The organism is Nocardia blacklockiae, from assembly GCF_015477355.1.
In the GTDB taxonomy this organism is placed as follows: Bacteria; Actinomycetota; Actinomycetes; order Mycobacteriales; family Mycobacteriaceae; genus Nocardia; species Nocardia blacklockiae.
On record NZ_JADLRJ010000002.1, the window covers coordinates 192753 to 205830 of the forward strand.

The following is a 13078-nucleotide window of genomic DNA, read 5'->3' on the forward strand; positions in this document are numbered from 1 at the left end:
CCCGGCCGCAACGGATTTCCGTGCGGGGCCGGATCAGTCGGCGTCCCAGGGCAGCAGCACGATCTTGCCCCGCACCCGCCCGGACTCGCTGAGCTTGTGCGCCTCGGCGACATCCGCCAGCGACATCACTCGTTCGACCTCGATGTGCAGTTCGCCGCGCGCGGCCAGGTCGGCGATCGTCCGCAGATCGGTGCCCGACGGCTGGACGTAGAAGCGGACGTAGCGCGGGTCGTGCTCGGCGTCGGAGCCCTGGGTGTCGAGGTAGGTGCCCTCGGGGCGCAGCACGCGCAGCGAACGCGCGCCGTAGGAACCGCCGATCAGGTCCAGGACGACGTCGACGTCGCGCACGGCCTCGGTGAAATCGACTGCGGTGTAATCGATCAGCTCGTCCGCGCCGAGGGAACGCAGGAATTCGTGGTTGGCGGCGCGGGCCGTGCCGAGCACGTAGGCGCCGCGCGCCTTGGCGAACTGCACCGCCAGGTGACCCACCCCGCCCGCCGCGGCATGGATGAGCAGTCGCTGCCCGGCACGCAGGTCGCGCAGCGCCTGCCAGGCGGTCAGCGCGGCCACCGGCAGGGCCGCGGCGCGCACGTGGTCGAGTTCGGCGGGCTTGCGGGTGAGTGAGTCCGCCGGTAGCGCAACGTATTCCGCGTTGGCCCCGGCCGGGCTGAACAGCATGCCGAGGACCTCGTCGCCGGGCGCGAAAGTTGTCACGCCCGCGCCGAGTTCGGCGACGGTGCCCGACACGTCGAAGCCGAGGGTGAACGGCGGCTCGACCCCGCGCAGCACCGTGCCGGCGCGCAGCTTCCAGTCGGCCGGGTTCACCGAGGTCGCGGCGACCCGCACCAGCACCTCTCCCGGCTCGGGCACCCGCCGGGGCAGGTCCACGGTCTCCAATACGTCCGGGCCGCCGAATGTCTTCTGAGTGATCGCTCGCATGACAGCGATTCTGCGTGCCGTAGTATCTCTCGGGAAGAAGGCACTATTTCGATACCGAGGTACCCGATGGATACCATCTGCGAGTGGGGAGCCGACCCCGACGATCTGGTGGGCAGCTACCTGCACCGGTGTCCCGCGCGCGAGATCCTCGCGGTGCTGGCGGACAAGTGGGTGCTGCTGGTGCTGGGCGTGCTGCGTGCCGCCGACGGCCCCGTCCGATTCAACGACCTGCGCCGCCGCCTGGACGGCATCACGCAGAAGATGCTCACCCAGACCCTGCGCACCCTGGAGCGCGAGGGCCTGGTCCGCCGCGCCGTCTATCCGACCGTGCCGCCCCGGGTGGAGTACTCGCTCACCGATCTCGGTAACGACCTGGGCCGGGTGACCGAACTGCTCGGCAACTGGACCGTCGCGAACAAGGACCGAATCCTCAACGCCCGCAAGGAATTCGACGAGCGGCAGGCGGTCGCCCCGGCACCCTTGTGAGCCGGTCGGCTCAGCCGACAGTCGGTGCGGGACAAGGTGAGGCCGCGCAGCCCGCAGCTGCTCGACACCCTCGATGCGCATCTGCGCCACTGATGCGACCGCAAGGCGGCCGCGGCCGAGATGCACGTGCACCCCGACACCTTCAGCTACCGATTGCGCCGCATCGCGGAACTCACCGGCACCGATCCGGGCGACCCGAACGGCTCCCGGCCGCTGGCCGCGGCACTCACCGCGCACCGGCCACACCCGGTGCCCGAAAACATCGGAGAATAGCCGAAAGTGTGCGGCGCGGCGGCACTTTCGAGAGGGGAAGTTGCGCCGGCCCGGGTGCCGTCGCTAGGGTTGGCCGCCAATAGGAACGTCGTAGTTCCTTGAATACCCCCAGCGCGGAGCCCTGCATGAGCGGACGCACATCCCACGATCTCCGGAGCCTCTCCCGGCAACTGGTCGGCCACTTCGCCACCAACGTCGCGGCGTGCGCGACCCTGCCCGGCGACGCCCTGCACGGCGACATCACCGCCGTCACCCGGGTCTGCCTGGAACTGACGATCGACCTGCTGGAGGGCCGCGACCCCGCCGACAAGGTGGCGCGGTTGCAGCGCGCCGCGGCGGACTGGGCGCGCGAGGGCATCCCGATCGACACCGTGCACCACGCGGTGCACGAGGGATTCCGGCTGGCGTTCGATCTGCTGCTGCATCGCACGGACCAGACCGACCCGCCCGACGACCCCGCACAGCTACTGCTCCGCATCCTCGACACCATCACCCCGGCGGTCGCGATCGCGTATGTCCGGGAGCATCAGGCCGCCGTCACCGAGCACCACACCGCCGTGCACACCCTGGTCTCGGCGCTGCTGGCGGGGCACCCGACCTCGACCATGGCCCGGGAGAGCGGCATCGAGATCGCCCCGGCCTACGCCATTCTGGCGGTGCACGTGCCCCGCCATCGCGACGAGTCGCACCCGAACGTCGACGCCAAGGTCGTCGCCCGGCGCAAGCTGCGCCGACTACAGGCCGAACTGGGTTCCCGCTGCGCCGGCCGGGCGCTGTCGCTGCTCAGCGTGGACGGCGGCACGCTGCTGATCCCGGCGGACCTGGCCACCGAGGACGCCGTGGCCGACGGCGAACTCGACGAGCTGGTGCTCGGCCTGTCGACCGCGGCGCAGGTGCCCGTCACCGCCACCGTGATCTCCGCGGCCACCCCGCAGATCCCCGACGCCGCGGACCGGGCGCACGAACTGCTGGACATGGTGCTGCGGCTGGACAGCGCGCCGGGACTGTACCGCTTCGCCGATCTGGCCATGGAATACCAGCTCACGCGCCCGGGTCCGGGTTTGGACCGGCTGGGCGCGCTGCTCGATCCGCTGGAGGCCTACCCCGATCTGCTCGACACGCTGCGCCGCCACCTCGCCACCGGCCTGTCGCGGCAGCGCACCGCACGGCAGCTGCAGGTGCACACCAACACCGTCGACTACCGGCTCAAGCGGATCGGTCAGCTCACCGGTTTGGACCCGGCGCAACCCAGCGGGCTGTGGTACCTGCGGGCCGCACTGATCGCGCGCACCTACCGAGATGCCACCCCCGGCAACGGCATTCGCTGATCAATGCCGTGTGCCACACAGTGCCAGCGCGGTCCGGGTGAACAGCGGGGCCAGTTCGGGCAGCGCCGCGGCGCCGCGCTCGTGCAGGCAGGCGCGGATGCGATCGTCGATCCCGCCGAGCAGCATGTCGATCAGCGCGCGATCCGGTTCCTCGCGCAGTTCGCCGCGGCTGGCGCCCAGCCGGGCGACGTCCGCGAGGTAGTCGGCGAACAGCCGGTGCACCCGCGCGCGGTGGGCCACCAGCGGCTCCCCCGCCACCAGGGTCTCCACGTACAGGGCGCGCGCGGCGGCGGGCTGAGTGGCCAGCACGGTCAGGTAAACCTCGAACAAGGTGCGCACCCGCTCGGGGAAATTCGGCGGCTCCGACGACTCCACCGCCTCGCGCAGTCTCCGCAGACCCAGCTCGACGCCGTAATCGTAAGCGGCGGCGAAGCATTCGTCCTTGCCGGCAAACATGGCGTAGAAGGTGCGCCGCGCCACCTGCGCCCGGGACACGATGTCGGCGACCGTGGTGGCGGCGTAGCCGAGTTCGCCGACCGCGACCAGCGCCGCCCCGCAGAGTCTCCGGTATTGCGAGGACTGGACCTCGGCCCGGGACAAGCGGTGGCGGCCGCGCGGTAACGGGCCGCTGCGACCCTCGGTCTGCGCACTCATGCAGACAGAATATTGAGAACCGCCGGCGCGTTCGCGCCCGACGCCGAACCGGACGGGCTGTACTTCCGTCCGAATCGCTACGTGATGGCTGCGCCCGCACCGCGCGCGACGTCCGCCCGCATCGCACCGACCGCGCGTAATCGGGTGGCGGCCGCCAGCAACCCGGGTGCCCGCCGCCCCGCCGCGCGGGTGCCGAAGCTCACAGTCGGTCCGGGTCCGCGACGACCGCACGGGATCGCTCAATCCCGCTCGGCGAGTAAGAAGTTCGGGACGAGGTCGCCCTGCGGCGGGATCAGGTGGCCGATTCCGGGCAGCGGGCGCACCGCGGCCGCGGTGTGCTCGCGCAGGCGCCGACAGGTCTGCGCGGCATCGATCAGCACGTCCCGGGTTCCGACCACGGCGAGCAGCGCGGCCCGGATCCCGGCCAGCTGCTCGTCGGTGAACAGCGGCAGCGGGTCGGTGCGCGGCCGGAAGTGCCGCGCGATCGTCGCGGTGTCGGCCACCAGGCGGTCGGCGTCCGGCACGGCGCGCAGGCCCGGACCCAGCAGGTAGCGGGCGAGCACGCGGCCCGGGGCGCCGCCGAGCGGCAGTCCCGTCGACGCCACCCGCGCGGCCCACCGCTGCCGCCCGATTCCGTTGGGGGACAACAGGACCATCCGCGTGATCCGGCCCGGTCGGCGCACCGCGTGGTCGAGCGCGATCCACCCGCCCAGCGACGCGGCCAGCACGACCACGTCCGCGACGCCGCAGCCGTCCAGCACGGCGTCGAGCCAGGCGGCGTAACGCCCCGACTCCGGCGGCGGCCGGACCGGCGCGCTGTTTCCGGCCTCGCCGATGATGTCGACGGCCAGCACGCGAAATCTGCTGGCCAGCACGGTCATCGACGACAGCCAGGAGGTGGAGTCGGTGGCCGCGCCGTGCAGCAGCACCAGCGGCGGCGCGGACCCGGCGCCCGCGGCGAGGACGAAGGCATCTCCGTCGCGGGCCGGTACGCGATGGCGTTCCAGCGGAATCGGCGACCGCGCCAACCGCTCTCGGTGCAGCTCGGCCAGGATCCGGCGGCCCGCGGCGCTGCGGTAGATGTCGATCAGGGCCTCGGGGCGGCTCGACCCGCCCTCGACAGCGGTCCGTTCATGAACGGGAATTGTTCCAGCAGGCCTCGTGCCCGACACGGGATTTCCACCGAATTCGCGGCGGCGACACACCGGATAGGGGGTGGCGGCAAACACCGGAGGCCGAGAGAAGATCCGCGCCGCACCGTGTTTGCCACCGGATAGCCTCGAACACGCGAACGGGCCTCCGGTCCGCACCGGAGGCCCGTCCCGACGCGCGCTACTTCGTCCCGGTGCGCAGCACCGAATGCCGCACGCCGTAGGCGAAGTACACCACGAATCCGATCACCATCCAGATGAGGAATCGCAGCCAGGTCTCCACCGACAGATTCAGCATCAGCCACAGGCACGCCAGCACCGCGAGGACCGGAATCACCGGCACCAGCGGCACCCGGAAACCGCGCGGCAGATCCGGCCGGGTGCGACGCAGGATCAGCACGCCGATCGACACCAGCACGAACGCGAACAGCGTGCCGATATTGACCATTTCCTCGAGCGTGCCGAATTCCACGAACCCGGCCAGCAGCGCGCACACCACGCCGACGATGACGGTGATCCGGACCGGGGTGTTGTGGCGGCCGGTCTGAGCCAGCGAGCGCGGCAGCAGCCCGTCGCGCGACATCGCGAACAGCACCCGGGTCTGGCCCAGGAACATCACCATCACCACGGTGGTCAGGCCGGCCAGCGCACCGATGGAGATGATGTTCTTCGCCCAGGTCACACCGTGGATCGCGAAGGCCGTCGCCAGAGTGGCGTCCTTCCCGGCCAGATCGGTGTAGGGGACCATGCCGGTCAGCACCAGCGACACCACCACGTACAGCACGGTGACGATCAGCAGCGAACCGAGAATGCCGCGCGGCACGTTGCGCTGCGGGTTCTTGGTCTCCTCGGCGGTGGTGGCCACCACGTCGAACCCGATGAACGCGAAGAACACCAGACTGGCCGCGGCCAGCAGGCCGTACCAGCCGAAGGTGCTGTTGCCGGCGCCGGTCAGCCACGAGAACAGCGACTGGTGCACGCCGCTGCCCGCGTCGCTCGGCTCGGACGGCGGGACGAACGGCTTCAGATTCTCCGACTTGAAATAGGTCAGGCCCACGACCACGACCAGCGCGATGACCGCGAGCTTGATCGCGACCGCGACCGCCGACACCCGCGAGGACACCTTGGTGCCGATCACCAGCAGCACCGCGAGCACCGCGATCAGCAGCACCGCGCCCCAGTCGAAGCTGACCGAGCCGAAATGCACGATCGGCGAACGCGATCCCATCACCTCGCCGAGATATTGCGACCAGCCCTTGGCGACCACGGACGCGGCCAGCGCGAATTCCAGGATCAGGTCCCAGCCGATGATCCAGGCGGCGAATTCACCGAAGGTGGCGTAGGAGAAGGTGTACGCGCTGCCCGCCACCGGCACCGTCGACGCGAATTCCGCGTAGCACAGCGCGGTGAGTCCGCAGGCGATCGCGGCGAAGACGAAGGCCAGCGACACCGAGGGCCCGGCGACGTTTCCGGCGGTGCGCGCCGTCAGGGTGAAGATGCCGGCGCCGACCACCACGGCGACACCGAAAATGGTGAGGTCCCACGCCGTGAGGTCGCGGCGCAGTTTCGAATCCGGTTCATCGGTGTCGCGGATGGATTGCTCGACACTTTTGGTGCGCAGCAATCCACTCCACCGGCCGGCCGACGCAGAGTTTGTCACCTGCTGTTCTGGCTCCGGTATTGCCAAGTCCTTCTCCTCCGTCCACGATGCCGTACCCGACACCGCGCTTTTCAGACGTGCGTGCAGAATCTAGCAGTCGGGGGGTGTGATCTGCGTCTCGGGTTGCTGAGTCGATGCCAACTCGATGCGCGCCGGAGTGCGGGTCAGTCGCACAGCCGGGACAGCAGTTCGGCGAAATCACGACCCGTCGGGCCGTACGCCCAGCGGAGGTGCCCGAAAAGGTAATCACGGTAGGCGATCTCGGCATTCTCGTGATTCGGCGCGGGCAGCACGGCGAGGAAATACTCGAGTTCGGAGAGTTCGTAGTCGATGTGCGCGAGCGGGAAGAGGGCGGGCAGGGCGTGGCGTTCGGCGGCGTCGAGCGGCCGCACCGCGCGATAGCCGCGCAGGAAGGCGGCGAGCTGGTCGGCGTGGACGCGCGCGGGGCGGCCGCGGCGCAGCGCGAGCCAGTCGACGGCGAAGCGCTCGATCGCGGTGGCCAGGTCGAACACGGCGACCGTCCGGTTCGCCAGGCCGAAGTCGATGACCGCGGTGATCTCGTCGCCGGTCCACAGCAGATTGGTGCCGTGCCAGTCGTTGTGTGTCCACAGCGCGGGCAGGCCGGACACGTCGACGCGCAGTGGATCGCGGACGCCCGCCGCCCCGAGATCCCGGCGCAGCGCCGACACTTCGGCACGCCACCCGTGCGCGTCGAGGAAGGCGCGGACGGCGGGCCACCGAGCCGCACGGTCTTCGACGGTGGCGACCAGGTCGGTGCACAGCCCGGCTTGTAGGGGCCGGGGCGGCCGAACCGGTGCGTCGTACTCCGCGGCGGCCAGATGCAGCCGGGCGAGCATGCGGCCCGCGGCGGCCGCGTGCGCCGCCGAGCGGTACGGCGACCAGGAGAAGGCGTCGCCGTAGTCGTCCGCGCCCACGCCGACGGCGTGTACCTCGTATTCGAACTCGCCACGCGAAAAGGATTGCCACACCGCGGGGATCGGAATCCCCCGGGCGCGCAGATGGGCCGCGAACGCGTGCTCCTCAGCGAGCGCGGCGGCGTCGCGGAGCGCGCGCGGAAGCCGTTTCACGATGACGCTGGTGCCGTCGTCGAGCCGCACCCGCGCCGTCGACGACAGCGGTCGCGGGCTGCGCCAATCGAGGGCCACCGCGTCGTGCGCGGGTCGCCCGGGCGCGGCGCGGACCGCGCCGATCTCGTCGAGTTCGACCGGCGGCCAATCGGGTTCGGCCGTCGGGCTCTCGCCCATGCCGAACACGCGGTCGTCAGCCACCCGCGCGCCCGGTGACCCGCCGCTCGATCAGCACCAGGACGCCGGTGGCCAGACCGGCGGCCAGGAACGAGAACAGCGACGCCGACGACCACCAACCCGGGTGCACGCCCAGCGCGTTCTGCACATCGGTCCACAGCCGCGCCCACCAGCTCACCGAACCGGGGTTGAACAGCTGGTAGACCGCGAAACCCAGCAGCCACGGCAGCAGCATCGCCGGGCGCGCCGGGGCACGCTCGGACAGGTCCCAGCCGGATCTGCCACGGCCCCAGCGGAAGTCGACGACGAGCACGGCGCACAGCGGCACGAACACCGAGCCGATCAGCAGCAGGAAATTCGAGAATCCGGTGAAGTCGTGCACGCCCAGCGCCAGCACGGTGGCCAGCACGCCCACGGCGGCGGCCAGGACGCGCCGGTCCACGCGCGGCAGCAGATTCTGCAGCGACATCGCGGTGGAGTACACGTTGGCGAAGGACTGGTCGGACTCGCGCAGCACCAGCACCGCGAAGAACACCCAACCGGCCGCGACTCCGAGGAAGGTGTCGAAGATCCGGCTCGGGTCGCCGCCCACCTGGATCAGGGCCACCACACCCAGCAGGTAGCACCAGGTCTGCGCGAGGGAGTAGCCGAGCATGGTGGCGCCCGAGGCGGCGCGCGCCGAACGCGCGTGGCGGGTGTAGTCGGCGGCCAGCGGCACGAAGGAGACGGCGACCGCGAGCGCGGTGTCCACGCCCGGGAAGAACCCGCTCCACGAGGCGTCCGCGACCGCCGGCAGCGGGTGCCGCAGCAGTTGCACCGTGAAGTAGAGCATCGAGATCGCCACCGCCACCGTGACGTACTTGCGCAGGATGTGCAGCACGCTCAGCGGCCAGATCGCCATCGCCGTGCACAGCGCGCCCGCGGCGACGATCACCACCACGCGGTCGAGCCGATCGTGGGTGAGCACCCCGACCCCGCCGGAGATCACCGTCAATTCGTAGACGCCCCAGCCGACGCACTGCACGATATTGGCCACCGTGGGCAGATACGACAGCCGCGTGCCGAACAGTCCCCGGAAGTTCGCCATGGCCGGCGCGCCCGTGCGCGCCCCCACCGCACCGGCCGCGGCCACCAGGGCGGTGCCGATCAGCGTGCCGACGAGGGTGGCCAGCAACGCCCCCGCGATCGGCAGCGGCGCGTGGCCTGCGGGCTGCAGCACGTACACGGCGCCGGTGAAGCCGATGAGACTGACGCCGAGATTCGCCCAGAACGCGGTCTGGTCCCAGAAGGACAGGCTGCGGGCCGGGTCGGTGGTGAGCAGCAGGGGCGCCTCGGCGGAGCGCCGGCGCGCGGGGAGGATCGTCATAGCGGCTCTCATGCTACGGACCGCGCAGCAAATTTCCGGCCCGAGCGTCGCGACCGGGTCCGGACGCGGGCAGTCCGACCCATCCGCGTACACGACACCGGCTTGCCGGTAACCTCGGGCCGGATGGTTAGTGTCTCCACTCCCCTGCTGCCGAACGCCGCGACCCGCCGCTTCGGGCGAAGAGTGTGGCTGGTCCCGGCCGCACTGGCCGCGGTCGCCGTCTTCTGGCTGCTGCATCCGACCTGGCCGCTGAAGCCGATCGGGCGGGAGTTCATCGACCTACAGGTCTACCGGCTCGGCGTACAGGCGTGGTGGCACGGGGCCGATATGTACGGGACACTGCCGAAGACGACGGTCGGTGTCGGCCTGCCGTTCATCTATCCGCCGTTCGCGGCCCTGGCGCTGAGCCCGTTCGCGATGCTGCCCATGCATGCCTCCGGGATCGCGTTCTTCCTGGTCTCCACCGCGGCGCTGGCGGTGTCGCTGTACCTGGTCGCGCGGCGCGCCTGGGCGGGCGGCACCGAAGTGGCGCTGTGGGCCACGGCCTGCGCGGTGCCCTTGGGCCTGCTGCTCGAGCCGGTGCACGCGACGCTGGACTTCGGTCAGGTGAATCTGATCCTGATGGTGCTGGTGGTCGCCGACTGCCTGACCGCGCGGCCGAAATGGAAGCGCGGCATGCTGGTCGGCCTCGCCGCGGCCATCAAGCTGACCCCGGCGGCGTTCGTCCTCTATTTCCTGGTGCGCCGCGACTACAAGGCGGCGGCGACCGCGGCCGTGACGGGAGCGGTCGCGAGCGCCCTCGCCTACGCGGTGATGCCCGGGGCGTCCACGAAGTACTGGTTCGGCGGCATGGGGAACGTGTCCGGGCTGAGCGGTTCGGCGTTCCACACCAATCAGTCGATCCAGGGCGTGCTGTCGCGCCTGCAGGTGCCCAAGCCGGAGTTCACGGTGCTCTGGCTGCTGCTGGCGGTCGCGCTGCTGGCGCTGGTCGCCGTGGCGATGCGGCAGGCGGCGGACAGCCCGGCGCTGGCGCTCGCGTTCAACGCGGTGTTCACGCTGCTGGTCTCGCCGATCTCGTGGTCGCACCACTGGGTGTGGGTCGCGCCCGCGCTGCTGGGGGCGGTCGGCGTCGCCACCGCGCTGCCGCGGCGGCAGGCGCGCGTCTGGTATGCCGTGCTGCTGGCCACGGCGGTCGTGTTCGTCATCGGCCCGCAGAACTGGGAACCCGGCGACAACAATCGCGAATTCGCCTGGACGCCTTGGCAACACATCGTCGGCAACACCTATGTCTGGCTGAGCGTGCTGCTGGTGGCGCTGTACGTGCTGGCCGGCCCGAAGCCGGCCACGCGCGATCCACTGCTGCCGGAATCGGTGCGCGGCCGGTGGGGGCGGGTCGGCGCGGCGAAGTCGGGCAGCCGCTAGCCGGCTCCCCGGGCGGCCGATCAGGCTAACATACGATCGGACGCATTCATACTGCGAACGGTGGTGAGGGCATGCCGGCGAACGATCCGCGGACGCGGGACGCCGAGATCTCCGATCGCCGCCTGCTGCGCGGCGCTCGGTCCCGGCACGCCGTCACCCGCCGAGCCGCGGACATCGCCTCGCTCGACGGGCTCGACGGCCTGAGTTTCGGTCGCCTGGCCGACGAACTCGACCTCAGCAAGGCCGGCATCCAGACGCTGTTCCGCACCAAGGAGAAGCTGCAACTGGCGACCGTGGCCGCGGCGGAGACGGTGTTCGCCGAGCGAGTGGTCCGGCCGGCGGCCGACGCCGCGCCCGGGGTGGCGCGGTTACGCGCGCTGGTCGAGAACTGGCTGGCCTACGCCGCCGAGCCGGTGTTCCCGGGCGGCTGCTTCTGGAGCGCCAACCTGCCGGAATTCGACAGCCGCCCCGGGCCGGTCCGCGACGCCCTGGTGCGCCAGCACCACGAGTGGCTCGCGCTGCTCGCTCGCGCGGCGGAGGCGGCCGTCGCCGCCGGAGAACTGCGCGAGGCCGATCCGGAGCTGGTCGCCTTCGAGCTGGCGGCCGTCCTGCACGCGGCGAATACCGCACTGCGACTGGGCGATACGCGCGGCGTGGACGCGGCACGGCGGATCGTCGACGGCCTACTCGGCACCGGGTGACCCGACGTCCCCCTACACTGGGCGCGTGTTCGTTCGACGGCTGTGCGCCCTGTCCCTGTTCGCCCTGGTCGCCGCGCTGGGCGTGGCCGCCTGCACCGTGGAGGGGGCCGGCGCCAAGTCCCAGTGCGAGGTCAGCGGGTGCACCGTGACCTTCGACCGCGGCGTGAACGCCGAAGCGAGCATTCTCGGAGTGAAGGCCGAACTCGTCGCGGTGAACGGCGACACCGTCACGCTGAAGGTGGCGGGACAGCAGGTGGATGTGCCGGTCGGCGAGACCAAGCCCGCCGACGGACTCGCTATCACGGTGCGGGAGGTCAACGCGGACAACGTGGTGGTGCGCATCGATTCCGGCCTGCAGCCCGGGAATTCCTGACGCCCTCGACATGCGACGGCGGCCCGTCCCCGAGGGGGCGAGCCGCCGTCACCTACAGAGCGCTGCTCGGCGATTCCTCACCAACCGCCGAGCAGGCCCTGATTCTGGATCGCCAACGACTGCGCGTTGTCGGCGCCCAGGAACGGGAGTAAAGCCAGGAAAACAAGCATCGACATCTGAGAAAGCTCCTACGTGCTCGCGTCGGGTACGACGGTCCTACCCTGTCGGAATTACCCGCGAACGCGCCCGGCCAACCCTGAATTCACCCCTGCGGCGCGTACACGCCCCGCTCTCGAACGAGACATCGAGCCGCCGTTCGACTCGCCGGATGCGGCCCTCCCGCCGAATCGCCCGCGCGCGAACGGATCTCGGCTACAGGCGGCCCGCGGCGTCCTTGATCAGCTGACGCGACCGCTCCGGCGGCTCGGCCTGCACGCTCAGCCGGTCCATGACGCGGCGGTAGATCTCCAGATCCTGGGGCCGGTCCAAGTACAGGGCGCTGGTCAACTGCTCGATGTAGACGATGTCGGGCAGCTCGCTCTCGGCGAAACGCAGGATCGCGAACGAACTGCCGGCGGCCGCGTGGCCGCCCGCGGCGTAGGGCAGCACCTGGATCGTCACGTTCGGCCGCTCCGACATCTCGACCAGGTGCTCGAGCTGTTCGCGCAGCACCTCCGCGCCGCCGATCGGGCGGTGCAGCACCGTCTCGTCGACGATGGCCCACAGCGTGGGGCCGCTCGCGCGCTCCAGGATCTCCTGGCGGCGCAACCGCAGTTCGACCCGCCGGGCGGCTTCCTTCTGGTCGTGTCCGAGGGCGACGACCGCGCGGGTGTACTCCTCGGTCTGCAGCAGGCCCGGAACCAGTTGGGCCTCGAAGGTTCTGATGGAGTGGGCCGCGTGCTCGAGGCCGATGTAGGTCTCGAACCACTGGGGTAGGAGGTCGCTGTATCGGTGCCACCAGCCGGGCTTGTTGGCCATCCGCACCAGTTCCAGGAACGCCTCGCGCTCCTCGGGATCGGTGACCTGGTACAGCGTCAGCAGGTCGCGGATATCGCGTTCCTTGAATCCGGTGCGCCCCAACTCCAACCGGCTGATCTTGGCGTGCGAACCCCGGATGTGCTCCCCCGCGGCCTCGCGCGTGATGCGGGACTGCTCCCGCAGCTTGCGCAGCTGGCCCCCGACCGCGATCCGCAGCGCAGTCGGACCGCGTTCGGCGACAAGCGAATCCACATTGCCGACCCGAAACGGAACCGAATCCGGGATCATGAGTTCTGCTCCGATGCTCGACGGTCACCGGCGGTGCGCCCCCTGCTCCCACTGACGACACCGCACCGAGGCTCCATCATACCCGCGTACCGGGCGACGGCCCCGGATAACAATACCGCCGGGTTCGAGCCGAGTCACCTGCCGCGTCCGATCGCTGCCCGCCTGCTCCGCGTTCGCCCGGTGCCACGGCACCG

The 13078-nt window shown here is 70.7% G+C and carries 12 protein-coding genes and 1 pseudogene; 6 read left to right on the plus strand and 7 right to left on the minus strand.

Annotation, left to right across the window (positions count from 1 at the left end):
- Nucleotides 1-33: 33 nt before the first annotated feature.
- Nucleotides 34-939 (minus strand): NADP-dependent oxidoreductase, encoded by a 906-nt coding sequence (locus tag IU476_RS06920; RefSeq protein ID WP_195097909.1) that lies wholly within the window; start codon nucleotides 937-939, stop codon nucleotides 34-36.
- A 66-nt stretch (nucleotides 940-1005) separates the two neighbouring features.
- Between IU476_RS06920 and IU476_RS06925 the strand changes: the two genes are divergently transcribed.
- The 3 genes and pseudogenes from IU476_RS06925 (at nucleotide 1006) to IU476_RS06935 (ending at nucleotide 3026) form a co-directional block, all read left to right on the plus strand.
- Nucleotides 1006-1425: a winged helix-turn-helix transcriptional regulator gene (locus tag IU476_RS06925; protein WP_195097910.1), complete on the plus strand. Its 420-nt coding sequence runs from the start codon at nucleotides 1006-1008 to the stop codon at nucleotides 1423-1425.
- A gap of 105 nt (nucleotides 1426-1530) precedes the next feature.
- Nucleotides 1531-1698: pseudogene (locus IU476_RS35945) on the plus strand (helix-turn-helix domain-containing protein); the annotation flags it as partial.
- A 125-nt stretch (nucleotides 1699-1823) separates the two neighbouring features.
- Nucleotides 1824-3026, plus strand: a complete 1203-nt coding sequence (locus IU476_RS06935) for a PucR family transcriptional regulator (protein ID WP_195097911.1) — start codon at nucleotides 1824-1826, stop codon at nucleotides 3024-3026.
- Here the strand turns inward: IU476_RS06935 and IU476_RS06940 are convergent, their stop codons facing one another.
- From IU476_RS06940 to IU476_RS06960, 5 genes are all read right to left on the minus strand, one after another.
- Nucleotides 3027-3680 (minus strand): TetR/AcrR family transcriptional regulator, encoded by a 654-nt coding sequence (locus IU476_RS06940; RefSeq protein ID WP_195097913.1) that lies wholly within the window; start codon nucleotides 3678-3680, stop codon nucleotides 3027-3029.
- 239 nt (nucleotides 3681-3919) lie between these two features.
- Entirely contained in the window at nucleotides 3920-4852 is a 933-nt protein-coding gene (locus tag IU476_RS06945) for an alpha/beta fold hydrolase (RefSeq protein ID WP_195097916.1), read from the minus strand.
- A 160-nt stretch (nucleotides 4853-5012) separates the two neighbouring features.
- The gene (locus tag IU476_RS06950) at nucleotides 5013-6491 is read right to left on the minus strand and encodes an amino acid permease (RefSeq protein ID WP_195097920.1); all 1479 of its coding nucleotides are present in this window, start codon (nucleotides 6489-6491) and stop codon (nucleotides 5013-5015) included.
- Nucleotides 6492-6655: 164 nt separating this feature from the next.
- The gene (locus tag IU476_RS06955; protein WP_195097928.1) at nucleotides 6656-7780 is read right to left on the minus strand and encodes a phosphotransferase enzyme family protein; all 1125 of its coding nucleotides are present in this window, start codon (nucleotides 7778-7780) and stop codon (nucleotides 6656-6658) included.
- The gene (locus IU476_RS06960) at nucleotides 7773-9122 is read right to left on the minus strand and encodes a purine-cytosine permease family protein (RefSeq protein WP_195097932.1); all 1350 of its coding nucleotides are present in this window, start codon (nucleotides 9120-9122) and stop codon (nucleotides 7773-7775) included. Before IU476_RS06960 ends, IU476_RS06955 begins: the two co-directional genes overlap by 8 nt.
- Nucleotides 9123-9245: 123 nt before the next feature.
- Between IU476_RS06960 and IU476_RS06965 the strand changes: the two genes are divergently transcribed.
- The 3 genes from IU476_RS06965 to IU476_RS06975 all read left to right on the plus strand — a co-directional run bounded on the left by IU476_RS06965 (nucleotide 9246) and on the right by IU476_RS06975 (nucleotide 11618).
- Complete coding sequence (locus IU476_RS06965) at nucleotides 9246-10544, plus strand: glycosyltransferase 87 family protein (RefSeq protein WP_195097940.1); 1299 nt, start codon at nucleotides 9246-9248, stop codon at nucleotides 10542-10544.
- A 71-nt stretch (nucleotides 10545-10615) separates the two neighbouring features.
- Nucleotides 10616-11245 (plus strand): TetR/AcrR family transcriptional regulator, encoded by a 630-nt coding sequence (locus tag IU476_RS06970; RefSeq protein WP_195097941.1) that lies wholly within the window; start codon nucleotides 10616-10618, stop codon nucleotides 11243-11245.
- Nucleotides 11246-11270: 25 nt separating this feature from the next.
- On the plus strand, nucleotides 11271-11618 hold the full coding sequence (locus tag IU476_RS06975; protein ID WP_195097942.1) for a hypothetical protein: 348 nt from the start codon (nucleotides 11271-11273) through the stop codon (nucleotides 11616-11618).
- Between the two features lie 372 nt (nucleotides 11619-11990).
- Here the strand turns inward: IU476_RS06975 and IU476_RS06980 are convergent, their stop codons facing one another.
- Entirely contained in the window at nucleotides 11991-12884 is an 894-nt protein-coding gene (locus tag IU476_RS06980) for a Sco1979 family transcriptional regulator (protein ID WP_195097943.1), read from the minus strand.
- Between the last annotated feature and the right edge of the window lie 194 nt (nucleotides 12885-13078).